The sequence below is a fragment of the Candidatus Sphingomonas phytovorans genome (assembly GCA_029202385.1).
In the GTDB taxonomy this organism is placed as follows: Bacteria; Pseudomonadota; Alphaproteobacteria; order Sphingomonadales; family Sphingomonadaceae; genus Sphingomonas; species Sphingomonas phytovorans.
Genome location: CP119314.1, coordinates 2,370,833 through 2,394,521, shown reverse-complemented (window position 1 = coordinate 2,394,521; position 23,689 = coordinate 2,370,833). Strand labels below are relative to the sequence as shown.

Sequence of the window (23,689 nt, the reverse complement as noted above, 5' to 3'; positions counted from 1 at the left end):
CTTGGCAGTTTCACGGCAAACCGAAATCTATCTTGTCCGTCACGGCGAAACTGAATGGAACGCTGCTGGCCGCTTCCAGGGCAAGCTCGACTCTCGGCTGACCGACAAGGGTGTAGCGCAGGCAGGGGCGTGCGGCAGGCGGCTCTCGGCGATGGGCACTGAATTTGAGACCCTGTTCGCCAGCCCGCTGGGACGGGCGCGTGAAACCGCCGCAATCATAAAGAGCTTCGGCATTTCTCCGGAAGTGCAGTGCGATGATCGCATCGCGGAGGTTTCAATAGGATCGTGGGATGGCCTGACGCATGTTGACATCGACGCTCAATGGCCGGGCTTATTGGACGACACCACGCCGTTCGACTGGTTCTTTCGATCGCCGGACGGAGAAAGCTACGATGCCGCCAACGCCCGCGTCACTCAATGGCTGAATGATTTGCAGGGTGTGACCCTTGCCGTATCCCATGGACTGATAGGGCGCCTCATTCGAGGCACGTACCTCGGCATGACCAGGGACGATGCTCTTGGTTTGCCGGTCCCGCAGGACGTGATCTGGCAATTGTCGAAGGGGCGGATTGAGTCCATCCCTACCTGACGAGCGTCGTGGAATAATGCGCCGGGCAGGGCGCACGCCTCTATCGCGCTTGCACCCTGACGATATGATCCTGCGCTATTGTTTATGAACGGCCGTCACTTCGCCGACATTGTCCTTGATCGTGACGTCGAACGCGATCTTGTCGCCAACCGCAACGCCGTTGAGGATTTCGAGCTTGGTGCCGAACGTCATCGTCATCGGCGGCCAGTTCACCTCCGGGATTGCCGCATGGGCAAGCGTGATCTTGCCTGCTGCCGTGTCGATCGCTGTGACCGTACCGGTGCTCCTGGCCATCTTCGCGTCGGCGGGCATCGCCATATCGCGCATCGCGGCGGTGTCATTGGTCGCCGTCGATTGTCCGGTGGTCGTTGTCTCGGTTGTCGGGCCACAAGCAGGCAGCAGCATGGCGGTGGCAATCACGGCAATCAAATAGACGGGTTTCATGGGACTTTTCCTTCCGGGCTGGGAACGGGTGCGGGCCGCCGCCGCATGAGCAGGTAAGCGGCAGGGATGACGAACATCGAGAGCAGTGGCGCGGTCAGCATGCCGCCGACCATCGGGGCGGCGATTCGACTCATCACTTCGGAACCCGTGCCAGAGCCGAGCAGGATCGGCAGCAGGCCGACAAGGATCACCGCCACCGTCATTGCCTTGGGACGGACACGTAGCAGCGCACCCTCGCGCACCGCGCTCTCGACCTGCACGGTATCGGGCGCATCACCGCCCTCGGCGAGCGCGTGCTTCAGATAGATCAGCATCACCACGCCGAACTCGGCGGCAACGCCTGCCAGCGCGATGAACCCGACGCCGGTTGCGACCGACTGGTTGTAACCCATCAGCCAGAGCAGCCAGACGCCGCCGGTAAGCGCGAAGGGCAGCGTTGCCATGATCAGTGCGGCCTCGTCGAGCCGACGGAAGGTCAGGTAGAGCAACAGGAAGATGATCGCGAGCGTGGCTGGCACCACGATCTTCAACCGCTCCATCGCGCGCTCAAGGAACTCGAACTGGCCGGTATAGGTGACGCTGATGCCGGGCGGCAGCGGCACCTTCGCCGTGATGCTGCGCTGCAGGTCGCCAACAATATCGGTCAGTGCTCGCCCGCGTGCGTCGACATAGATCCAGGTCGCCGGCCGGCCATTCTCGCTGCGCAGCATCGGTGGACCGCTGGCAACCCGAACGTCCGCGAGCGTGCCCAGGGTGATCTGCTGCCTTGATGGCGTCAGGATCGGGAGGTTGACGAGTTTTTCGGGGCTGTCGCGCACCTCACGCGGGTAGCGGACGCTGATCGGATAGCGTGCCAACCCCTCGACGGCCTCGCCGATCGTGGCACCGCCGATTGCGCCCGACACCACATCCTGCACGTCGGCGACGTTCATGCCGTAGCGTGCTGCGGCAGCGCGATTGATCCGCACGTCGATATAGCGGCCGCCGCTCGGTCGTTCAGCCAGCGCGGAACTCACACCCGGCACAGTCCTGGCGACCGCCTGTATTCTTTGTGCGACCCGATCGATCTGGTCGAGATCGCCGCCCGACACCTTGATCCCGATCGGGCTCTTGATGCCCGTAGCCAGCATGTCGATCCGGTTGCGGATCGGCGGGATCCAGAAATTGGCGAGGCCGGGCACCTTCACGCGTGCATCGAGCTCGTCGATCAGTTTTGCCTGGGTCATGCCCGGCCGCCACTGTTCCTTCGGCTTGAACCGGATCGTCGTCTCGAACATCTCCAGCGGCGCCGGATCGGTCGCGGTCTCGGCGCGGCCCGCCTTGCCGAACACGCTATCCACTTCGGGCACGGTCTTGATCAGCCGGTCGGTCTGCTGGAGCAATTGCGCCGCCTTGGCGGTTGAAATGCCGGGTAGCGCCGAGGGCATGTAGAGCAGATCGCCTTCGTTCATCGCCGGCATGAACTCGCCGCCAGTCTGGCTGATCGGGATGACGCTCGACGCGAACACCAAGCCCGCAATCAACAGTGTCGCTTTCGGCCGGCGGAGTATCCAGTCAAGCGCCGGACGATAGGCCCGCCCCAGCCAGCGATTGATCGGGTTGGTTTCCTCACCTGGAATCCGCCCTCGGATCAGCCATCCCATCAGCACCGGCACCAGGGTCACCGACAGGATCGCGGCCGCTGCCATCGCATAGGTCTTGGTAAATGCGAGTGGGGCGAACAGCCGGCCCTCCTGCCCCTGCAGCGAAAAGATCGGAATGAACGAGAAGGTGATGATGAGGAGGCTCAGGAACAGTGCCGGCCCGACCTCGGCAGCGGCCCCGGTGATCACCCGCCAGCGTTCGTCACCCCGTATTTCTTCACCCGGATGATCATGCGACCAGCGTTCGAGATGCTTATGGGCATTCTCGATCATCACGACGGCGGCATCGACCATCGCGCCGATCGCGATCGCGATTCCGCTCAGCGACATGATGTTCGCGTTGACACCCTGGACGCGCATTACGACGAACGCGGCGAGAATGCCGAGCGGTAGGGTCAGGATCGCGACCAGCGCCGAGCGGACGTGCCACAGGAACAGCGCACAGACCAGGGCGACGACAAGGAACTCCTCGAGCAGCTTGCCGGTGAGGTTGTCGACGGCACGATCGATCAGCCCCGAGCGATCATAGGTGGTGACCAATTCGACGCCGGGCGGCAGGCTCGCGCGCAACTCGACGAGCTTGGCCTTGACCCCGTCGATTACCTCGCGCGCATTCTTGCCCTGGCGCATGACGATGACACCGCCGGCGACTTCGCCTTCGCCGTTCAGCTCGGCGATACCGCGCCGCATTTCGGGGCCGACTTGCACCGTCGCGACATCGCCGAGCGTCACCGGCACCCCGCCTGTGGTCGTGCGGATCGGCACGCTCCGGAAATCGTCCAGCGAGGCGAGATAGCCGGTCGCGCGCACGACATATTCGGCCTCGGCCATTTCGACGACCGAGCCGCCGGTTTCCGAGTTGGCGCGTTTGAGTGCCGCGGTTAGCTCCGCCTGAGTGACGCCATAGGAAATCAGTTTCTGCGGATCGACCAGCACCTGATATTGTTTGACCATGCCGCCGATGCTGGCGACCTCGGCGACGCCGGGGACCGCCTTGAGTTCGTAGCGCAGGAACCAGTCCTGCAAGCTTCGCAATTGTTGGAGATCGAGGCGACCGGTCCTGTCGACCAGCGCATATTCGTAGATCCAGCCCACCCCGGTTGCGTCGGGGCCGAGCGCCGCGGTCGCGCCCGGCGGCAGGCGGCCCTGTACCTGGCTCAGATATTCGAGCACGCGGCTGCGTGCCCAATAGAGGTCGGTCCCGTCGTCGAACAGCACATAGACGAAGCTGTCGCCAACGAACGAATAACCGCGGACCACGCGCGCGCCAGGCACCGAGAGCATTGTCGTCGCGAGCGGATATGTGACCTGATTCTCGACGATCTGCGGCGCCTGGCCCGGATAGGACGTGCGGATAATGACCTGCACGTCCGAAAGATCGGGCAACGCATCAACAGGGGTGGTCCGGACCGCAAAGATGCCGATCACGACCAGCACCAGCGCGGCCAGCACAACGAAGCCGCGCGCCTTGACCGAGGCGCGGATGATCCGTTCGATCATGGCCTGCCTCCGATCGGCCGCACCGCGATGCCGGTCAAACTCGCCTCGGAATCGAGCAGGAACTGGCCCGAGGCGACCACCTTCTCGCCCTCGGCAAGCCCGGCGATGATCTCAGTCTGTCCGCCCGCGTCGCGGCCGATCCGGACTTCGGCCGGATGATAGCGGCCATCGCCGGTCGCCAGCATCACCAGCGCGCGTGCGCCGGTCCTGATCACGGCTTCGCTTGGTACCAGCAGCGCCGGTTTGGCGTCGCCGCCGACAGCCACGGTCGCGAACATGCCGGGTCGTAAACGCCCGCCGCGGTTCGACAGCTCGATGCGGACGGTCAGCGTGCGGCTGTCGGCCTGTGCGGTCGGCAGGATCGCGATCACGCGGCCGCCAAAGGTTTCGCCGGGGAAGCTGGTCAGCGTCGCGAAGGCATCCTGGCCGATGCGGACGTCGCCAGCGCGCGCTTCGGGCACAGCGGCGTTCAGCCAGATCGTGCCGAGACCATTCACCTGCGCCAGCGTCTGGCCCATGGCGAGTGTCATCCCGGCGCGCGCGCCGAGCGTCTGGATCACACCCGCGATCGGTGTGCTGATGGTGACGATCCCGTTGGGCCGACCGGTTCGCTCGACGCTGGTGATCAGTCCGTCGGACATGCCCAGCAGCCGGAGCCGCTGACGTGCCGCCGCGATGAGATCAGGCTTGCCGAGCCTCCTGACGCTCAGATATTCGGTCTGCGCGCCGCCCCAGTCCGGCAGTTGCAGATCGGCGATCGGCGCGCCCGCGCGGACAATATCGCCAGGTGCACGGGCATAGACCCGGCTGACGAATCCGCCGGAGCGCGCCTGGATGATCGCGACGTCACGCTGGTTGAAGTCGATCGCACCGGTAACGTCGAGCGTCGCGGCCAGCGAGCCCGTCTTCGCCGTGACCACGCGGATTCCGAGGCTCTGTCGTGTCGCCGGATCGACCGTCACGCCCGCCGCGCCGCCCGCGCCGCCGCCGTCCGCATATTTGGGGACAAGCTGCATATCCATGAAGGGCGATTTGCCCGGCTTGTCGAACTTCTGGTTCGGGAACATCGGGTCGTAATAATAGAGCGGCTGTTTGCCATCGGTCGCGCTGGTGGCAGCGGTTGGTGCGGGTCCGTCGTTTCGATGCCCCAGCCAATAACCGGCACCGCCGGCGACGAGGGCCATCGCGAGCAGTGATCCACCCCGGCGGAATGCCTGATTCCTGTCGAGCGTCATGGCCGCTCCTCCCCATAAGTGATGGTGATACGCACGGCGTCGCGCGCGACGTCGGCCTCGCGGTTGAGTTTTTCGACCTCGGCTTCGGCGAGCGCCAAGGTCGACAGCAACGCGGTGCCGAGATCCAGCTTGCCTGCCGCATAGCTGTCGCGGTCGAGCTCGGCGCGGCGCTTCGCCAGCGGTACCAACGTGTCGCTGGCGTTGCGCCACCGTTCGTGATGCATGACATGGTCGGCGAGATCGGCGTCGAGTGCCGCTACCAGCTCGCGCCGCAGCGCCTCGCGGTCGAGCCGGCTCCTGCGCGCCATGCTCGCGCTCGCATCGATCTTCGGATTCTGGCGCTTGCCGGCAAACAGCGGCAGATCGATCGACACGCCAATCGACGCCATGTCACCGAACCGTGGATCGCGCCGGCCATAGGATGCGCCGACCCGCCAGTCCGGCCGTTTGTCGGCATGGGCGAGCCGTACATCGGCATCGGCGGCGGCAATCCGCGCATCCTGCGTGCGCAACGCCGGGAGCGCGTCGATCCCGGCGCGGAGCCGGATCGGGTCGAGGTCGAGCATCGGTGGATCGCCCGCAATCTCGGGGTTCGGGTCGCCGGTGTAGCGCGCCAGCCGGGCGCGTGCCTGGGCGATCACCGCGATCATCTCGGCGCGGCGATCAGCGACCGCGGCGCGAAGCTGTTCGGGTTCGAGCGCCTGGCTCGGCCGCGCGCTTCCCGAGGCGAGCCGCGCCGTAACCGTCTTCTGGAGATCTTCAAGGCTTGCGGTCAGCAGATCGAGTTGTTTGAGCCGCCGCTCACCATAATAGAGGTCGACCCAGGCGAGCGCGGTCTCGAGCCGCACGATGCGTCCCTCGACCAGCTCGCCGCCCTCGGCGATCCCGATCTCGGCGCGCGCCCGTTCGGCGCGCGCGTGGCGCTTGGCGAGATTGGGAAATTGCTGGCTGAACCCGATCGTCGCGGTGGTGAAATCATCGCGCGTAAAGCTGCCGGCGTTGGGGCCGGTCACCGGAAAACCCGAGACGCCGAGATCGAGCGTCGGATCGGGCAGCCGGTCCGCCGCGATCGCCGACGATCGCGCGGCGTCGGTCGATGCGGCGCGCGCCTTGAGGCTGGGTGCCTCGGCGGCCGAACGCGCCAGCGCATCGGCATAGGTCAGGGGGGCGGCCAACGCCATTGACGGCAGCGCGATCACCGCGCTCCCGAGCAGGGCCGAATACAGGGAGAGTCTCATGCTGGCCTCCTCGCGGACGGATTCGGATCGACCGCCCGCAGCCAGCGCCGAGACGCGGGCTGCGGGCGGAAGACCGTCAGCCCTTGTTGGAGGGAGCGGCGGGCATCATCCGCCCGTCGCTGCATCCGGGCATCGCCATGCACGCCACCGTGTGCCGCTTGGCGTGCCGCTGGGTGCGTGCCGCCCACCAGGCCTGCTGCGCCTGACGCTCCCGCGCCGAGATCGTCGGGATGCCCTTGCCTGAGAGAATGGCGGACTGGGCATGGGCGGCCGGTGCGGCCAGCATCGTCGCTGCCAGCACGGCAGCCATGATCGTCTTGGTCATTGAGATTATCCTTGGGTAAATCGCCGTCGATGCACGCGGGAACCGATCGCGGCGGCCGTCCGAAGACGGGCACAGCCGATCAGCCGCGCGAGCGCGAAGGTTCAGCCAAGGAGTGTGGGTGGTTCCGGTTCAGGCGCGACGTTGCGCCCGGCCAGCGTCGACGCCGCCGGCCAGAAGGCAAGCGCGGTTGCCTGGTGCCCGACCGCAGCCGTCGAAGCCGGCTCCTTCATCGCCAGCATCGCAGCGCAAGCCGTCATTGCCATGCAGCCAGGCGCCTTGCCCGCGCCGGACTTGTGACTGGCATCGCCTTTCGCCCCGCAGTCCGCGCAGGGCTGCGTCATCTGGCAATCAGGCATGTCCGGCATCGCTGCCGTCGGCTGCCCTTGCGCCATCAGGATGCACGGCGCCGCCACGGCCACGCCGTTCCCGGCAAGGCCGAAAAGCAGCCCGAGGCACAGCAAATGGCGCAGCAGCTTCAACACTATCTCTTGATGCGTTGCGGGATCATGTGAGTCAATTCGTCACCGGACCAACCAAGGTTACAGGATGTTGCGATAAATGGAGTGTCGGAACCGGTTTGGGCGTGCTCCCTCCTCGGCCGAGTGATCGGCTTGTCAGAATGGCGGGCGAACGGATCATCTCTTTCCACGCGCCTCGCCTGGTTCGGTGACGTGATCCGATTGCCGCCGCGAGCTGAGTTGGGAAAGCGCGGGGACCATTCGCATTCTCCTGACGGTCGCCCATGCACGAGCGATCAACTACGACCGATCGCCACGGCGGAGTGGTCCTCCGCGATCATACGCACGCCAGCGGCTTTGCGCTCCGAATATCGATCGACCAATTGTGTGGCGTGCGGGCGCATCAGTACCGTGATGCGTAGCAGCTCTTCCATCACGTCGACGATGCGGTCGTAATAGCTTGATGGCTTCATCCGGCCCGCCGCGTCGAACTCCTTGTACGCCGTGGCGACGCTGGACTGGTTGGGGATCGTGAACATCCGCATCCAGCGTCCGAGGAGGCGGAGCGCGTTGACGGCGTTGAACGACTGCGAGCCTCCCGAGACCTGCATGACGGCGAGCGTACGGCCCTGGGTCGGGCGCATGCCTTTCATTTCCAGTGGCAGGTGGTCGATCTGGGCCTTCATGACGCTGCTGATCTGGCCGTGCCGCTCGGGGCTGCACCAGACCTGACCCTCCGACCATATGGACAGATCGCGCAGCTGGTGGACGGCGGGATGGTCGTCACCCGCCAGCTGGTCCGGAAGCGGCAGGTCCGAGGGATCGAAAATGCGCGTCTCGGCGCCGAAGAACTGGAGCAGGCGCGCAGCCTCCTCGACGGCGAGCCGTGAAAAGGAGCGTTCGCGCAGCGAGCCATAGAGCAGCAAGATGCGTGGCGGCGGCTGATCATCGCCGATGTCGAGTGCGGGTCGGGCGATCGCGAAGGTGCGATCGAGCGCGGGCAGATGGTCGGGGTCGGGGAGGGGGCGAACACGGGTCACGAAGCAGGTTTCCTTTGGTACCAGTCACGACTGCGCTTCACGATCGCGACGACGGAAAGCATCACCGGCACCTCGACCAGGACGCCGATGACGGTGGCGAGCGCAGCCCCGGATTTGAGGCCGAAGAGCGAGATCGCCGCGGCGACGGCGAGCTCGAAGAAGTTGGAGGCGCCGATCAGCGCGGCCGGCCCCGCGACGCACCAGGCGATACCGAGACGCCGTGACAGCCAATAGGCGATGCCGGCGTTGAGATAGACCTGAACGAGGATCGGCACCGCGATCAGGGCGATGACCAGCGGCTGCGCGACGATCTGCCCGCCCTGGAAGCCGAACAGCAGCACCAATGTCGCCAGCAGCGCCGCGAGCGAGACCGGACCCAGCGCGGCGAGCAGCCGGTTCAGTGCCGTCGGGTCGCCCGACCTGAGCAGTGATCGACGGATGACCTGCGCCGATATCACCGGGACGACGATGTAGAGACCCACCGCCAACAGCAACGTGTCCCAGGGAACGGTCACCGAGGCGACGCCGAGGAGCAGCGCGACCAGCGGCGCGAACAGGAAAACCATCAGCAGGTCGTTCAGCGCGACCTGGCTGAGCGTGAAGGTCGGCTCGCCGTCACACAGATTAGACCAGACGAACACCATGGCGGTGCACGGTGCCGCCGCGAGCAGGATCAAACCGGCAATGTACGACGGGATTTCCCGGGCTGGCAGCAGTGGCGCGAACAGCCAGCCGAGGAGGATGGCTCCAAGCGCGGCCATCGAGAATGGCTTCACCGCCCAGTTCACGAACAGCGTGACGCCGACGCCCTTCCAATGCTGGCGGACTGACCCGAGCGCGCCGAAATCGATCTTCAGCAGCATGGGCACGATCATCAGCCAGATAAGAGCGGCAACCACCAGGTTCACCCGCGCGACCTCGGCGGATGCGATCGCGGCGAAGAGGCCGGGTAGGGCCTGCCCAAGCGCGATCCCGGTGACGATGCACAGCGCCACCCAGAGCGTGAGGTAGCGCTCGAACCTCCCCATCAGCGCACCCGCTGTCCGGCGCCGTCGACAACCTGCTCGCCATCCTCCTTGGTAAAGGCGCCCAGCTGAGCCTCGGGCAGGATGTCCAGCACCGCCTCGGACGGGCGGCACAGCCGCACGCCGAGCGGCGTCACCACCAACGGGCGATTGATCAGGATCGGCTGTTCCATCATTGCATCGACAAGTGCGTCGTCATCCAGCCGCTCGTCGCCGAGACCCATGGCGGCATGGGGCGTGCCCTTCTCGCGCAGGAGCTGGCGCGGCGTCATGCCTGCTCGCGCGATCAGCAGGAGCAGCATGGCGCGCGATGGCGGCGTCTTGAGATAGTCGATGACGTGCGGCTCGATGCCGGCGTTGCGGATCATCGCCAGGGTGTTGCGGGACGTCCCGCAGGCAGGATTATGGTAGATGATGATGTCGGTCACGGATGCCCCTTCAGCAGCAAGTGAGTTCGGCGAGCAGCGGCTCGCACAGGTCGGCGCGGCCCTCGCAACAGTCCTTGGCCAGGAAGGTCATCAGCGCGACCAGCGCGGAAACGCTGGCGCGCTGGATCTGCTGACGACCCCGCTTCTCGGTCATGACGAGCCCCGCCTTCGCCATGACCGCGAGATGGGTCGAGAAAGTGCTCTGGCTGAGTCCGCTCGCCTCGACGAGCGCGCCCGTCGACAACCCGTCAGGCTCATGGCGGATCAGCTGCCGGAAGGCTTCAAGCCTCGTCGGATGCGCGAGTGCCGCCAGCGCGGCGAGGGCCGAGTCAGTATCCATTCATCGGAAAATACCGATGTTTTAAGGCGAGTCAATTCCCATCGGATATTCCCGATACGATAGCTATGCTTCGTGTTGCCGCAGCTGTTCCGTTATAAGCTGGCGCAGCGTCAAACCTAAGTCGGTGCCGTTTTGCGGGAGGCGGAGGTTGCTTCTCCGTGTCGCCGAACGAGCGCGCCTGGCCGAGCTGGGTGGCCATCCTGCCCGACGGCCGCTGGGACAATTGCCAACCCCGCCTGTCACCGCGCCGGACTCCTCCCTGACCAAGGAGAGCTGCTGTCCCATGCACGCTGTCGGATGTATCCCGGCGGTGCGGGCAGGGGGCGCAGCCAGCCTTGGTGATGACGTCTGCGGGATGGAAATCCGAGCGCCTAGTGCATCATCTATGCATCTGCCCGGAGCGTTGCGGCTCATCGGCGCTTGACCTGGACCGGCATCCGGTCGCGCGAAACCATCGCGGCAAAGCTATTTCCCCGCCCGTGTACCACGCAGGCTCCTCGCGGCCGCTGCGCTGCAAATAGCCTCGCCGCTCCGGTCCTCCGCTTCGCTCAAGGCCCTGACGGGTTCGCGCGCCCGGCTTCTGCCGGCCTTTTGGTCACGCCTGTCGCCCGAACGGTTCGGGCGCGTTTCAAGGAGACGAACAATGCCCGCAATCGGTTATGTCACCCGCAACGGCGAAGGCTTCAAGGGCCAGATCCGCACCCTCTCGATCCGCACCGACGTCGAGATCGTGCCCAACAGCCGCAAGGCCAGCGACGCCCATCCCGACTATCGGGTGCTGGCGAGCGGCGCGGAGATCGGGGCAGGGTGGCTCCGCCGCAGCGAGATGTCCGGCAACGACTATGTGTCGCTCAGCCTCGCCGCCCCGGAGTTCGGCCCGCGCCGACTCTACGCCAATCTCGGCCGCGCCGCCGGCCAGGACGATGACGATGCCTTCGCCATCATCTGGAACCCGGCCGACTGAGCCGCCGGTCCCGTACCCGCTCCGGCGGGTGCGGGATCACGCTTTTCATTGTCACCGCGCACCAATCGGCTAGGATTCCCGTCAGATGAAAACCGACCTCGACCATCTTCCGTCGCTGAAGCAACGCGACCTCAAGCGCATCGTCGAAATCATCTTCGCCGAGTTCGAGGAGGCGACCAAGCTGTCCACCCAGAAATGGAAAAAGCAGGGCCGCATCCTCAAGGTCATCCTCTACGGATCGCATGCGCGCGGCGACTGGGTGGCTGACAACGCCAGCGGTTATTATTCCGATTTCGACATTCTCGTCGTGGTCAATGACGAGCGGCTGCTCGAGCCGGGCGAAATCTGGAGCCATGTCGATGATCGCCTGATGCGCGACTATGCGATCCTCAAACGCCTCTCCGCCGAGACCAGCGTGATCGTCCACACCATGCAGGACGTGAACTTCCAGCTCTCGCGCGGCCGGCCGTTCTTTATCGACATCGTCCGCGACGGCATCGCGCTCTACGAGATGGACGACCGTGCGTTCGACAAGCCGCAGCCGCTGTCACCTGAGGTTGCGCGCGAGGAAGCGCGGACGCATTTCGATCAGTGGTTCAAGAGCGCGACCGAAGCTCTCACCCTTGCGAAGGGTGCGATAGCACAAGGCACAAATAACTGGGCGGCTTTTCTCCTGCATCAGGCCGCCGAGCATTTCTATCACACCACGCTGCTGGTGCTGACGCTCTACTCGCCCAAGTCGCACAACCTCAAATTCCTGCGCGAACAGGCCGAAAACGTCGCCCGCGACCTCATTCCGATCTGGCCGCGCAGCACCAGGTTCGGCAATCGCTGTTGGGAGCTATTGCGCCAAGCCTATGTCAAGGCGCGCTACTCGCCGCACTACAAGATCACCGGCCCCGAACTCGAATGGCTGGTCGAGCGGGTCGATCTGCTCCAGGCCGAGGTCAAGGCGATTGCCGAGGCTAGGCTGACGGCGGACTAAGCGTCGAGCAGGGGCACGGGCAAATGGTCCTGTTCTAGCCGGTGGTTTGGAACAACACAGCCGGCCCCCGTGGCGCACGCAACGTTCTGAACCGGAGCTACCGCGGGTCGCTGCGGGCGATCCATTCGACTTGGGTTCGCGCCTGCGCGATCTCGATGCCCGTTCGTGTAGCTTTGATTACACGGTGCTGGTCGACCTGTTCGGTCTCGATAAACCCTTCCGCTTCTAACTGGTCGAGCAGGTCGGACAGATCGCGATGCGAAGGACCGAGGCCAATCCTGCCGAGCCAGTGATAGAAAATCTCGTCATTTCCAACACCGTGCCGCTCCAGCGCGACAAGCATCTCGCGGGCCTGCAGTGATCGGCGAAGGGCAGCAAAGGCGTCGAGTGCGTTCTTTTGCTTGGTCATCGTCGTGCCTATGTCCTTTGGGCTATCGCTCGGCGCCCAGCGCTCGGCCGTTCAAGCGATGAACGCCGAACAGTAGCCAGAAGGCTTCGGCGATCGGCATCAATACGGCATCGTCGATCCGTTCGACTATATGTTGGCCGAGCAGTATCGTGTCGCGAAACGCTACATTGGTCGGATAGCCGTCGCCTAGGATCATGCGGAAGCCTTTCACACCATAGACGCTGGTCAGGATCACCCAAGGTCCTTCGATGCCGTGTTGGCGAAGCTGCATCTGGGTCGCCCCCGCCATCGCCTGCAGGCCTTGCTCGAAGATAGCTGGCCAGACCGTGCGATGCTCTGCCCCCTCATACCGCCGCACGCCCCCGATGACGAAAGCAGAGTCGGTGCGACCGGTACGGTGGGTCAGCGCATAGGACCCAACGCGTCCCGTATCGCTGATCGGCGGGTGAACCAGTACGCCCTCGATCGTGTCGAGCGCGGAAAAGGCGCCAACTCGCACCGGTACGACCGCATTGTCGCGCGAGACCGGGATCCGACGATCTTCGCGAAACAGACCGAGCGGAGCCACCGACACTACCGCCGTCGGCACCGCCTCGATCGCAAACGGCATGTCAGCGCCTTGTGCCGCGGCGACCGCCTCCGCGTGCAGATGGCGAAACTGCTGTGGAAGCTGGGCCGACTGAGTGAATGCGTGGCGTAAATCATGGACGTCGAGCTCATATTTCCCGCGACTGTTGCGGCCCCAGAAGCGCGCTCCACCTCTGTAGGTCACACGATGCGGTGCACTCAGGCTGCCAGGAATGCGCAAGATCAGCGCGCCTCGGCCATTGCCGAGCGGCACCCAGCGAGTGCGTACTCCGATCACGCGCGGCTCGACGCCTGTCTGCAGCTTGGTTTCCAGCCGCAAAATGGCGGTATCCGGGTCATCGACCGCCACGCCAGGCAGGTTGGCCGCTACGCCATTCACCTCGCCCATGCCGAATAGGATGTGGCCGCCCTGTGCGTTGGCGAAGGCGGTCACATCCGCCAGGAACTCGCGGGTCTCCTCGTCCTTCCCGCCTGGCAGGTCCCGTTTGAAATCGAGATCGCGGCCTTCGGAGACTTGGTTCTCGATCAGGCGCATCAGCGCGGCTTCGTCGATTGTCTCAATGGGCTGTTCGAACATTGGGCTTCTTATCCTGCTCTTGGCTCAGATATGGACCGGCAGTGCGCCGCCGGGGAGCGGTGTCTGCACCCATTTCGGCCCGCCGGTTATGGTGTCGAATGTCAGTCGATAGCGCGCGGCGGTGGCGACATGCTCGCGATCTATCCGCAGCGGTTGCAAAAGCTCCATCAGGTCGGTGAGGTACACGACGAGCATCCGCATCCGTATCAGCCGGAAGTCCTTCTCCCGCTTCAGGCATTCGTAGAATTGCGCGGCCTGGACGAACCAGCGCGTCGTAGCCTTGCCATCAGGGTTGCCTTCCAGTGCCGAGGTGAATGTGCCGAAGTCGAGGACGCACAGGCCATCCCCGGGCACTGCCATCGCATGGCCGATGGCGCGTTGTTCCTCGCGAAAGACCAGGCAGTCGCGCCAGTCGCGCCAATCCTGGTGCTGGTTGATCCAGCCATCGGCGAGCACGCTCTGGATGTTGTGCAGGCAGGCATCGAGCGCGCGATTGCGGTCGAGGGCCTCGACATTAAGCGTACCGATGTCGCGCCGGTAAAGCTCGACCCAGCCCAGAAAGCTGCACAGCCGGTAGACGTTGCTGACGAACCGATAGCGAATATAGTGATCGCTTGCCGTGGCATTCGGCTCCCGGCGGACGGGCCCCTGCAACACTGCGAGCCCGACATCGCGCTCGTCGCGATCATTGCCCTCACGTGACAGGCCGTAGAGGCGACCGGAGAGCTCTTCGGCAGCCAAGAAGATCGGCAATTGGTAACGACGATAGATGCCTAGCAAGGTTTGCTCGGCTTTCCAGCGCTCCAGCCATCGCGTGGCTACGAACTCCTTGATATACATCGCCAGCAAACTGCCCGCGGTTGTAACGACCGATCCAAGGGCGGCTAGACCCAATATTTCCTTCCAAGCCATGATGATTCTCCCCGCTCACCCTTCGCCGTAATCGAAAGCCTTCCTTGGCGGCTCGTCGCTTTAGTGCTTGCGCACAGATGCAGACGCATAGTCTAAACAGTAACCACCCGTTAGAAGACGCATTCGGATTTTGGGAAGCGCGGGACAATTTTACACCGGCTCATTCGCAATCGCTGTCGAATCAAACCAACAAGCCTCCCCATGGCTTTACATGAAACCACCATTCCCGCGGTGTGAGTATCCGAAGGGGCAACTTTGGAAGTAAGTCACGCTTCCGCACGATTGTGCGATGGTCGCGGGTGCAAAAGACATCGCAACCAAATGCGATCGCATTGCCCAGCAATTCTCGATCGTTCCTATCGGGCAGCGCCGCGATCAGGGGGCTATCGGCGACGCGGCGACCCAGATCGGCCGCATAGGCCGTATCTTCTGGGTCGCTGTGCACGACTTCAAAGGCATAATCGAGGAGATCCTCACGAACGACGTCATCAACCGTCTGTGAAATCTCCTCAATGGTTTTAGCAGACACCACCATGGCCCAGCCTCCACGGAACGCCATGCTCGTGATATGCATAAGCGCCTCGGTGTCGATCGCAGCCTCCCGCTCCAGAGTGTCGGGGATCGGCTCCTGCTCGAAAACACTGGCGCGCTGCTTGACCATCAGGTTCACAACATTTGTGTCGAGGAAGATCCGCTGCGGCACCGCTTCGATCGGATACTTCGCGCAGTCGGCGCTATGTTCTTCCCGCGTGCGGTACATAATCCATTTGCGTCTGAGTGGATCCCATTGTTCCAAGAGCATTTGATGCCTTCAATTCCATTGAAAAATAATGTTTCTTAGTGGATTAAATTACAAATAATGAAAACCATCTACGGAATAATGCGAATTCTGAAGGGGAATGCTATCATAATTTATCAGCTCGCACTCAGGTGTAAGATATCCAGATTTTCGCTCTTGTTGGCTGTAAGACCTCTTGCGACAAAACTTGCTCATTCTTAGGTGTGGTGGCAACAGTATGAACGTCTGATTTTTCCCAAAAAATCTTCGTTCAACAAATAGATGGGAAATCGCACCAAAAGCTCAGGCTGAGCTGTGGAGCATGCCAAGGTGGCGACATTGATGGATGGTCGCCAACCCTGCCGCGACCAAATAGAAACATGATCCATCATCGCGACATTGGAAATCACGTGCCTGACTTGCCATGAGGTGTGGGGTGCCCCCCGCTAACGCATCACCGCAAACAGTTCTGGCTGAAGCGGCGCCGCGAATGCTGCTCGCGCTTCGAGCGCGGCGCTGACTGCCTGCCGGTAATGGATCGTGCCGTGGCGCTCGGCTTCGTCAAAGTTGACCGGCGCCCAATCCTCGTCCGGATAGCAGCTATCATAGATCGCGCGCGCGGCGGCGCGCAGCCGCACATCGTGCTGCAATGTTCGTCTCCATCGATGTCGAATCGCCGTCATGGCCGGCGAACGATGGAAATTAGAACATAAAGAGAACATTGATGCAAGCGGGCGGGGGTCGATTTCGCCATACGGCAAATCCGACCCTGCCCGACGTGGCCGCTCGGGGCCATCGATCGCGCACCACGCGGCGCATGGAGGCGCCGCACAGCAAGGTGCCGCTCATGACCGATCCGACCGACGAGGCCGCCATCGCCCGCGCCGCCCGCGCGCGCAACGGCACGCCCTTCGTCAGCCCTGAACAGGCCGCCTTTTATCTCGGCATGTCAGTCCGCACGCTGCAAGAGTATCGCAGCGCCGGGACCGGACCACGTTATCGCCGCCACAGCCGGCATGTTCGCTACCATATCGACGATCTGGACGCCTGGTCGCAGCGGCAGGGAGAGGCGGGCGACCATGAATGATATTGCCCTCCGGGGCGTCGGCGATGCGTTGCGCGCCGATCGCACCCGCCGCCGCAAACGGCTTCGCCTTGCCGGCGCTACAATGATCCTGGCCGCGGCGCTCGGCGTCACCATCGGCTTGTCGCCGTCGCCGCGCCTCTTGTGGAACGCGAGCGCCAGCGCGCCGATCGGCCTGTGGCGCGTCGCCCCCAACGTGCCCGTCGAGCGCGGCGATATGGTGGTCGCCCGTCTTGTTGAACCGTGGCGGAGCCTCGCCGCGCGGCGGCGCTACCTCCCGGCCAATGTGCCGCTGATCAAGCGCATCGCGGCCGAACCGGGCGACCGAGTCTGCGCGATCGGCCTTGTCGTCACCGTCAACGGCGCGCCTGTGGCGTCGCGCCTGCGGCACGACAGCGCCGGCCGGCCGATGCCGCAATGGCAGGGTTGTCGGCTGCTGCGCGACGGCGCGATGCTGCTGCTCATGGACGATCCGGGGTCGTTCGACGGGCGCTATTTCGGGCCGACCGCGCGCCGTGACATCATCGGCAAGGCCTATCCATTATGGCTCCCTTGACGCGGGCCATCGCCGCGGTCGCGCTCATCGCGAGCGGGCCGGCCCATGCCGATCCGCTGGCGCGCTGGCGGTCCTATGTCGCCGAGGCATCGGTCCGGTTCGGGGTGCCCGCCGTCTGGATCGAACGCGTCATGAGCGCCGAAAGCGCCGGACAGACGATGTTTCATGGGCGCCCGATCACCAGCCGGGCAGGGGCGATGGGTTTGATGCAGCTCATGCCGGCGACCTGGACGGCGATGCGGGCGCAACTCGGCCTCGGCGCCGACCCTTATAATCCGCGCGACAATATCCTGGCCGGCGCCTTCTATCTTCGGCTGATGTACGACCGGTTCGGCTATCCTGGCTTGTTCGCCGCCTACAACGCCGGACCCGGCCGTTATGGCGATTACCTTGCGACCGGGCGCCCACTTCCCGGGGAAACGCGCGCCTATCTCGCCACCGTGACGGCGGTACGCTTCGGCCCGGCGGAAGGCGGAAATACCGGCCTGTTCGTGATCCCGCCGATGCCTGTACCGGCTCTCACCGAAGCCGGTGGAAGGATGCCTGCGGCAACGTCGCCGCTGTTTGTGATCCTGAAACGGCCCTGAGCGGGGTGCCTGTCAGCCGAGGATCGGCAGCGAGAGGCGGGCGATGAACACACCGCCATCCTGTTCCCGGGCAAAGGTCCCGCCCGACATGCGCACCAGCGGTCGATGAACGGCAATGCCGGAAGGCGCCCGTATCGCAGCTGACAAAAGCGGATGATACTCGCGCGATACGTAAAGGGCCTGTACCGCGCCCGATGAGATATGAGCGGCGGCAATGAGCCGTGTTTGGCGATGTTCGAAAGAGGAAATGGCTCAACGAGGTTCTTTTGGAGGGGCATCCTCGGTTCCGAACCGGTATGGGCACCAAGCCGTGCTTGCCCGTCGCGCCTTTCTCGCCCTTTTCGTCAGCACCGTAATGGTGCGCGCGACTCTGGCAGGCGCGTCGGAAGGGCAAGGCGCCGGCGCACCGAAGGTCTATCTCTTCAACATTCCCGCACAACCCTTGCAGTCAGCTCTGATCGCCTTTGCGGCCGTCGCTGGGCTGCAGATCATGTACGATGCCGGCCTCGCAAGGAATCTGCGGTCTCGTGCCGTGATTGGCCTCTTCTCCGCCGACAGCGCATTGCGCATGCTGATCGCCGGCACCGATCTCACGGTGGTTCCGACCGGAAAGGATGTCGCCTTGGTGCCGGTCACCGCGCTTCTTGCCGGTCGCATGCCGGGAAAAGCTTCCAGCAATGGCGAGATGACGCTCGTACTCGACACGCTGTACGTGAGTGTGCCGCCCGGCAGCGAGGAACATCCGGATTTCAACAGCTATGGTCAACTTGTGCGCGCCAAAATCCGCAAGACGCTGACCGAGGATTCCCGAACGGCCAGGCGGGTCTATAGAATGGATCTCGATATCTGGGTCGATTCCAAGGGCGCCGTGAACGAGACACGCGTAACCCAGTCCTCCGGCACGACCGCGCTGGATGCCGTGCTGCGCAGGGTCATCGGAGGCGTCGCCATCGGCCAATCTCCGCCCGCAGGTATGCGACAGCCGATCCATGTCACGGTGATCGGCATCTAGCCTTCGCGAAGCCCGCCATCGTCACGCTGCGGTCACATAGCTATCCCAAAAAGAACTACTTGATGCTCCCATAATTCATTTCTGTATCGGTCGGTCGTGTTCGGTGAAAATTTGAACGAGCGCGATCCGGCGAGGTTGACATGCCCGGCGAGCGCAAGCTTCTGGCTGCGCGGCGTGCTTGTGTCGGTCGCGCTTCATGTCGTGATCGCCGTGCTGTTGATCGGCATCGTTCGACAGGGTGATCCACTCGTCCGTCACCGATCGTTAGAAGACTCACCGTTTGCAGCGCAAATCCATTTGCTGAAGAACGTGCCCGAACCTACCGCCCAGCGCCCGCAATCCACGGCGCCGCGACAACTGGCCACACCCTTGCCGGCAACAGCATCGGCGCTCGCCGAGGCAACCGCGCCACCGCGGCCGTCAGGCACGTCCGGCTTGGCTCCAGCCACGGCAACGATACCAAATGTTGCGACGATGCCGGCCGTATTGAACGCTGCGCCAGCGGCGGATCTGGCGGCGCTCGGCAGCGACTACCGGCGGCGCCTGTTTGACCATATCGCGGCTCATCGCAGGACGCCGCCAGTAAGCGCGCCGTCGGGCACGGTTTACGTCACCTTCTCACTGGCGCGCGACGGCAAGGTACAGTCGGTGGCGATCGCGGTCAGTTCGGGAAACGCCGTGCTCGACCGCGTCGCGATCGAAGCTGTCCAGAGCGCCGATCCCATGCCGATGATTCCACCGGCTTTCCCCGACCGGCTCTCCGTGACCTTGCCCATCGCCTTCGGGCAGGGGGATGACAGGAAAGCGAGCTTCCGGCCATGATGTCGGAGGCAACCTGGGCCTTGTTACGGCGCGTGTTCCTGTCGGACTATGCGCGCTTCGCCAAACAGATCGAGATACTGACCGGCTCCGCGGATCTCGCCGACGATGCCATGCAGGAGACCTACTTGCGGCTCGCCCAGGGAGGCGACATCGACCAGGTCGCCAGTCCGCGGGGCTATTTGCGGCAGATGGTGTTTAACGCCGCGCGCAAGATCATGCGTTCGAACCGCGTTCGCAGCCGTTTCATCGACGTCGTCGAAACACTTGATCTGGAGATAGCCGATGAAACGCCGGGGGCCGAACGGCAGATCGATGGCCGCTCGGATATCGCCGCCTTGCGCGACATGCTCCGCAGTCTCCCGACGCGTCGCCGTAATATTTTCATTCTCGCGATGATCGACGATGTTCCGCTGGCCGAGATCGCAGAGCGCCATCGGCTTGGCGTGCGCATGGTCCAGATCGAGCTGAAAAGGGCACGCGACGATATCACCGCCCGCTTCCGTGAAATCAACGTGATGGATTTCGCGAAAGCCCGCGCAGATGCATCAAAGGAGTGAATTTGAGAATGGGGTATTCGGTGCCGTGAGTGATAGCGGCGAAAACAGGAACGGATATTCGGTCGACGACGACGCTCGCGAATGGGTGGAGCGCGTGCTCGGGCATGGTGCGGGCGCCGAGGAAGAAGCCGCGATGCTCGAATGGAGCAACCGCAGTCCGGAGCATGCACGCGCTCTGGCCGATGCCGTCTATTTACGTGGGCGCCTTACCAAAGCCTATGAGGGCATGCGGACCGACCCGGAGGCTGCGGCGATGCTTGCGGAGGCACGGGCTCCCGTCGAGCAACCTCGCTCCGCGCCCTGGATTGGCCGTCGGGCGTTTTTGACCGGCGCTGTCGCCGCTTCCGCCGCTGGCGTCATGGTAGTGCGTCCACCGCTGGGATTGTGGCCTTCGCTGAGCGAGCTCAGCGCCGACTACCGCACCGGCACTGGCGAGCGCCGTACCGTCAAGGTTGCGAGCGATCTCGCCCTCGAATTGAATACGCGAACCGCCTTGTCCAGGGATCACGATGATCGCGCTTATCGGTTTCATCTGATCTCAGGTGAGGTTGCGGTGGATGCCGGTCGATTGGCTCGTCCCGCCGTTATCCAGACTGCCTTTGGCGATGCGACAATCAGCAACGGGCAATTCAGCGCGCGCCTTGACGATAATAGCGTGTGCGTCACCTGCTTTGCGGGCGATGTCGCGGTGCGGGGCCGGCACGGTTTCTTTGCAACCCTGGGCAATGGACAACAGACGAACATCGGTACGGAAGTGAACTCCAGGGTCGTCGCGGTCGATGCCGATGTGGCCAGTGGCTGGCGCCGTGGAGTGCTGATATTCAACGACCGTCCGCTTTCCGAGGTTGTGCGAGAGGTCAACCGGTATCGCGCCGGCAGGCTGATCCTCACTAATTCGAGGCTTGCCTCGCATACGGTCAACGCGATTTTTCGGCTCGACCGACTTGAGGTGGCGCCTGAGCAGATGAAGATCGTAGCTGGTGCGGAGGTCACCAGCCTGCCGGGGGGAATCGTTCTTTTGAGCTGATGCTGTCCCGATTCTTCAATCGCCGAGAATATTTTTACTACTGTAAATTCAGTATGTTAATTCTCGATATCGTACCCTGTCGCCGTATATTCGATTCGGGGTTTTCGTCGGGACGGATCACAGCTTTGAGGAGCTACGATCCATGCCTGATGCTCAGTCCGTTTCAGTCCTGAAAAGGTCCGCAACCATTGTCCCTGGGCTGGGTGCTCGTGCGGTGCTGAGCGAAGCTGCGCGAACGAAGGTTTCACCTTTCGTTAGGCAGGAAGCGCGGTGTGCCGTTGCGCATGTCAGGCGACCGCTTGAGTCTGCGGAGATCATCGCCGCGACGGGCGTCAGCGCCAGCAGCGTACGCCGGGCGATCATGGCGAAGACCTGGCAGCAGTTCACACCGTTCGTTTTGAGCATCCGGTTGGATTTGGATCGTGCCTGGCTTTCGATCAATCGGAAGCCACGCAGCGTCACGCAGATCGCCACCGCGCTTGGCTGTCGGACGCCTGTTATGTTGAGCCACAGCTATGGACGAAGATTTGGTGAGTCCGTGAGCGAGACGCGGCGGCGTGCGACAATAGAATCGTAGGGCCGCTCCGAATGCGAGCTCTGGTAATTTTATGATCATAAAAATCGAGTCGAGAAAGTATTTTATAAAAAGGAGCCTCTTAATTTCCCCGCTTAAACAATAGTGTCACAAAGACTCGATAACGACTCGCTCAAGCGGGACTTGTCGAATCTTCAAAAAATCAAATTATATTGCGCTGAATACGTTCTGTATTCGGAACAATGTCTATTGTCTTGATCGGGGTCTATTTCGGATGGCTTTTTCTTATGCGACCTCGCTGCGTATGCGGCGCGGCGCTCTTCTGTTCGGCACGGCGCTCGGGATGGTGACGACGACGGCCCATGCGCAGGATACCGCGGCACCAGCGGCGGCCACGCCCGGAGGCGGGCAGGCCGGCGACACGAGCGCCGTCAGCCGGTCGTCAGCCAGCGCCGCGTCGGCGCGCCACGTCGACATCAACGAGTATTTCGTCGAGGGCAACACGGCCCTCGGCGATCCGGAGATCGAGGAGGCGGTGTATCCGTATCTCGGTCCGGACAAGACGCTGGACGATGTCGAGAAGGCGCGGGTCGCGCTGCAAAAGGCCTATGCCGACAAGGGCCTGAAAACCGCGTTCGTCGAGATCCCGCAGCAGAATGTGGTGGGCGGGCGTGTGCGGCTGGTGGTGACCGAGGCGAAGATCGGCCAGGTTGCGGTGACGGGCGAGAAGCACACGTCCGAGCGGCGGGTGCTGGCGGCGTTGCCGGAGGTGCAGTCGGGCAAGGTGCCCGACCTCAATGCACTGACCGACCAGATCACCGCGCTCAATAGCCGCTCGGCTGACCGCCAGATCACGCCTGAACTCAAGCCCGGCACGGTGCCGGGTACGATCGACGTTGCACTGAAGGTCGACGACAAGCTCCCGCTACACGGTGGAGTCGAGCTTTCGAACCGCTACAGCCGCGATACGACCCCACTCAGGCTGCAGGCGAACCTGCGCTATGACGATCTGTGGGGACTGGGTCACTCCATCTCGGGCTTCTATTCGGTGGCGCCGCAGCGGCGCAGCGACGCGGAAGTGTTCGTCGGCTCCTATGGCGCGCCACTCACCGACAGCCTGCGGCTGGATGTGACGGGCCTGCGTTCGAACAGCGATGTGGCGACCGTGGGAAGCACCAATGTTCTCGGTAACGGCTGGTCGGTGAGCGCGGCGCTGACGAAGACGCTGAAGGGCGGCCCCGGTTTTTATCACCGGTTGAGCGTGACGCTCGCTTACAAGGACTTCAAGGAGGATACGTCCTTCACCGATGACAAGGGTGCGGTCGGCATCAGCAAGGCGCCGATCCGCTATGTGCCGATCAGCCTGAGCTATGCCGGTTCATGGGTAATTGGGCAGGGGACGCTCGGCTTCGGGCTGGCCGGCACCTTCGGGCTGCGGGCGCTGGGCTCGGATGAGACCGCGTTCGACAACAAGCGCTACCGGGCGGGCGGCGGCTTTGCCTATCTCCACGGCAATGTCGATTATCTCTACACGCTGCCGCACGACTTCCAGCTTTACACCAATATCGAAGGGCAACTGGCCAGCCAGCCGCTGATCTCCAACGAGGAGATGTCGCTGGGCGGCGTCGGCACGGTGCGCGGCTATCTCCAGTCCGAAGCGATCGGCGATGAGGGCCTGCTCTCCTCGATCGAGTTGCGCTCGCCCTCGCTGGGCAAGTTTTCCGGCGGCCTGATCGACGAGCTGCGGCTGGTCGCCTTTGCCGATGCGGGCCGTGTCTGGGTGATCGATCCGCTGCCCGACCAGGATAGCAGCATCGGGTTGTTCAGTGTCGGCGGCGGGCTTCGCGCGAAGCTCTTGAAGAGGCTGTCGGGCGACCTCGATGTCGGCGTGCCGCTCAAGAGCAACGGCGCGACCAGGAGCGGCGATGTCCGCGTCCAGTTCCGGGTTTCTAGCGACTTTTGATCCACCGCGGCTCCGCTCGACCCACGAGCGCTGCCCTGCACGAAAAATTTTGGGGGTGTTGGGACAAT

The 23,689-nt window shown here is 63.5% G+C and carries 27 protein-coding genes; 11 read left to right on the top strand and 16 right to left on the bottom strand.

Going from position 1 to position 23,689, the window contains the following annotated elements; all coding sequences use genetic code 11:
- The first annotated feature begins 1 nt into the window (after window position 1).
- Window positions 2-589, top strand: coding sequence for a histidine phosphatase family protein (locus P0Y59_10985; GenBank protein ID WEK02171.1), 588 nt, complete (start codon window positions 2-4; stop codon window positions 587-589).
- Between the two features lie 75 nt (window positions 590-664).
- Here the strand turns inward: P0Y59_10985 and P0Y59_10980 are convergent, their stop codons facing one another.
- From P0Y59_10980 to P0Y59_10935, 10 genes are all read right to left on the bottom strand, one after another.
- Window positions 665-1,033 carry a copper-binding protein gene (locus P0Y59_10980; GenBank protein WEK02170.1) on the bottom strand — a complete coding sequence of 123 codons (369 nt, stop codon included), beginning with the start codon at window positions 1,031-1,033 and terminating at the stop codon, window positions 665-667.
- Complete coding sequence (locus P0Y59_10975; protein ID WEK02169.1) at window positions 1,030-4,176, bottom strand: efflux RND transporter permease subunit; 3,147 nt, start codon at window positions 4,174-4,176, stop codon at window positions 1,030-1,032. Before P0Y59_10975 ends, P0Y59_10980 begins: the two co-directional genes overlap by 4 nt.
- A complete protein-coding gene (locus tag P0Y59_10970) occupies window positions 4,173-5,411 on the bottom strand; it encodes an efflux RND transporter periplasmic adaptor subunit (protein WEK02168.1) in 1,239 nt (412 codons plus the stop codon). The genes P0Y59_10975 and P0Y59_10970 overlap by 4 nt, the downstream gene beginning before the upstream one ends.
- Window positions 5,408-6,592: a TolC family protein gene (locus tag P0Y59_10965; protein ID WEK02550.1), complete on the bottom strand. Its 1,185-nt coding sequence runs from the start codon at window positions 6,590-6,592 to the stop codon at window positions 5,408-5,410. The genes P0Y59_10970 and P0Y59_10965 overlap by 4 nt, the downstream gene beginning before the upstream one ends.
- Window positions 6,593-6,725: 133 nt before the next feature.
- Window positions 6,726-6,974: a hypothetical protein gene (locus P0Y59_10960; GenBank protein ID WEK02167.1), complete on the bottom strand. Its 249-nt coding sequence runs from the start codon at window positions 6,972-6,974 to the stop codon at window positions 6,726-6,728.
- Window positions 6,975-7,075: 101 nt separating this feature from the next.
- Window positions 7,076-7,453 carry a hypothetical protein gene (locus P0Y59_10955; protein ID WEK02166.1) on the bottom strand — a complete coding sequence of 126 codons (378 nt, stop codon included), beginning with the start codon at window positions 7,451-7,453 and terminating at the stop codon, window positions 7,076-7,078.
- Window positions 7,454-7,728: 275 nt separating this feature from the next.
- Window positions 7,729-8,472, bottom strand: coding sequence for an arsenical resistance protein ArsH (gene arsH / locus P0Y59_10950; GenBank protein WEK02165.1), 744 nt, complete (start codon window positions 8,470-8,472; stop codon window positions 7,729-7,731).
- Window positions 8,469-9,500, bottom strand: coding sequence for an ACR3 family arsenite efflux transporter (gene arsB / locus P0Y59_10945; GenBank protein WEK02164.1), 1,032 nt, complete (start codon window positions 9,498-9,500; stop codon window positions 8,469-8,471). The genes arsH and arsB overlap by 4 nt, the downstream gene beginning before the upstream one ends.
- A complete protein-coding gene (gene arsC, locus P0Y59_10940) occupies window positions 9,500-9,925 on the bottom strand; it encodes an arsenate reductase (glutaredoxin) (protein WEK02163.1) in 426 nt (141 codons plus the stop codon). The genes arsB and arsC overlap by 1 nt, the downstream gene beginning before the upstream one ends.
- A gap of 10 nt (window positions 9,926-9,935) precedes the next feature.
- Window positions 9,936-10,265, bottom strand: coding sequence for a metalloregulator ArsR/SmtB family transcription factor (locus P0Y59_10935; protein ID WEK02162.1), 330 nt, complete (start codon window positions 10,263-10,265; stop codon window positions 9,936-9,938).
- Window positions 10,266-10,908: 643 nt separating this feature from the next.
- On the opposite strand from P0Y59_10935, the gene P0Y59_10930 reads away from it, so the two are divergent.
- Both P0Y59_10930 and P0Y59_10925 read left to right on the top strand, forming a co-directional pair.
- Window positions 10,909-11,229: a DUF736 domain-containing protein gene (locus P0Y59_10930; protein WEK02161.1), complete on the top strand. Its 321-nt coding sequence runs from the start codon at window positions 10,909-10,911 to the stop codon at window positions 11,227-11,229.
- An 85-nt stretch (window positions 11,230-11,314) separates the two neighbouring features.
- Window positions 11,315-12,214 (top strand): HEPN domain-containing protein, encoded by a 900-nt coding sequence (locus P0Y59_10925; GenBank protein WEK02160.1) that lies wholly within the window; start codon window positions 11,315-11,317, stop codon window positions 12,212-12,214.
- A 97-nt stretch (window positions 12,215-12,311) separates the two neighbouring features.
- Here the strand turns inward: P0Y59_10925 and P0Y59_10920 are convergent, their stop codons facing one another.
- The 5 genes from P0Y59_10920 to P0Y59_10900 form a co-directional block, all read right to left on the bottom strand.
- Window positions 12,312-12,623, bottom strand: a complete 312-nt coding sequence (locus tag P0Y59_10920; GenBank protein WEK02159.1) for a hypothetical protein — start codon at window positions 12,621-12,623, stop codon at window positions 12,312-12,314.
- 22 nt (window positions 12,624-12,645) lie between these two features.
- Window positions 12,646-13,788 carry an ATP-binding protein gene (locus P0Y59_10915; GenBank protein WEK02158.1) on the bottom strand — a complete coding sequence of 381 codons (1,143 nt, stop codon included), beginning with the start codon at window positions 13,786-13,788 and terminating at the stop codon, window positions 12,646-12,648.
- Window positions 13,789-13,812: 24 nt separating this feature from the next.
- The gene (locus P0Y59_10910) at window positions 13,813-14,700 is read right to left on the bottom strand and encodes a hypothetical protein (GenBank protein ID WEK02157.1); all 888 of its coding nucleotides are present in this window, start codon (window positions 14,698-14,700) and stop codon (window positions 13,813-13,815) included.
- Between the two features lie 181 nt (window positions 14,701-14,881).
- Window positions 14,882-15,460, bottom strand: a complete 579-nt coding sequence (locus tag P0Y59_10905) for a hypothetical protein (protein ID WEK02156.1) — start codon at window positions 15,458-15,460, stop codon at window positions 14,882-14,884.
- A gap of 464 nt (window positions 15,461-15,924) precedes the next feature.
- Window positions 15,925-16,128, bottom strand: coding sequence for a hypothetical protein (locus P0Y59_10900; GenBank protein ID WEK02155.1), 204 nt, complete (start codon window positions 16,126-16,128; stop codon window positions 15,925-15,927).
- 197 nt (window positions 16,129-16,325) lie between these two features.
- Here P0Y59_10900 and P0Y59_10895 point away from each other — a divergent pair, with 197 nt between their 5' ends.
- Genes P0Y59_10895 through P0Y59_10885 form a run of 3 tightly spaced genes read left to right on the top strand, consistent with a single transcriptional unit; the run spans window position 16,326 to window position 17,705 of the window.
- Window positions 16,326-16,565 (top strand): helix-turn-helix domain-containing protein, encoded by a 240-nt coding sequence (locus P0Y59_10895; GenBank protein ID WEK02154.1) that lies wholly within the window; start codon window positions 16,326-16,328, stop codon window positions 16,563-16,565.
- The gene (locus tag P0Y59_10890) at window positions 16,558-17,118 is read left to right on the top strand and encodes a S26 family signal peptidase (GenBank protein WEK02153.1); all 561 of its coding nucleotides are present in this window, start codon (window positions 16,558-16,560) and stop codon (window positions 17,116-17,118) included. The genes P0Y59_10895 and P0Y59_10890 overlap by 8 nt, the downstream gene beginning before the upstream one ends.
- On the top strand, window positions 17,106-17,705 hold the full coding sequence (locus P0Y59_10885) for a lytic transglycosylase domain-containing protein (GenBank protein ID WEK02152.1): 600 nt from the start codon (window positions 17,106-17,108) through the stop codon (window positions 17,703-17,705). The genes P0Y59_10890 and P0Y59_10885 overlap by 13 nt, the downstream gene beginning before the upstream one ends.
- Window positions 17,706-17,717: 12 nt before the next feature.
- Here P0Y59_10885 and P0Y59_10880 read toward each other — a convergent pair whose 3' ends face one another.
- Window positions 17,718-17,852, bottom strand: a complete 135-nt coding sequence (locus tag P0Y59_10880; GenBank protein WEK02151.1) for a hypothetical protein — start codon at window positions 17,850-17,852, stop codon at window positions 17,718-17,720.
- A 163-nt stretch (window positions 17,853-18,015) separates the two neighbouring features.
- Here P0Y59_10880 and P0Y59_10875 point away from each other — a divergent pair, with 163 nt between their 5' ends.
- The 5 genes from P0Y59_10875 (at window position 18,016) to P0Y59_10855 (ending at window position 23,621) form a co-directional block, all read left to right on the top strand.
- Entirely contained in the window at window positions 18,016-18,717 is a 702-nt protein-coding gene (locus tag P0Y59_10875) for an STN domain-containing protein (GenBank protein WEK02150.1), read from the top strand.
- Between the two features lie 201 nt (window positions 18,718-18,918).
- A complete protein-coding gene (locus tag P0Y59_10870) occupies window positions 18,919-19,539 on the top strand; it encodes a TonB family protein (protein ID WEK02149.1) in 621 nt (206 codons plus the stop codon).
- Window positions 19,539-20,096: a sigma-70 family RNA polymerase sigma factor gene (locus P0Y59_10865; GenBank protein WEK02148.1), complete on the top strand. Its 558-nt coding sequence runs from the start codon at window positions 19,539-19,541 to the stop codon at window positions 20,094-20,096. Before P0Y59_10870 ends, P0Y59_10865 begins: the two co-directional genes overlap by 1 nt.
- Window positions 20,080-21,123: a FecR domain-containing protein gene (locus tag P0Y59_10860; protein ID WEK02147.1), complete on the top strand. Its 1,044-nt coding sequence runs from the start codon at window positions 20,080-20,082 to the stop codon at window positions 21,121-21,123. Before P0Y59_10865 ends, P0Y59_10860 begins: the two co-directional genes overlap by 17 nt.
- 809 nt (window positions 21,124-21,932) lie before the next feature.
- A complete protein-coding gene (locus tag P0Y59_10855; protein ID WEK02146.1) occupies window positions 21,933-23,621 on the top strand; it encodes a ShlB/FhaC/HecB family hemolysin secretion/activation protein in 1,689 nt (562 codons plus the stop codon).
- Window positions 23,622-23,689: the final 68 nt, after the last annotated feature.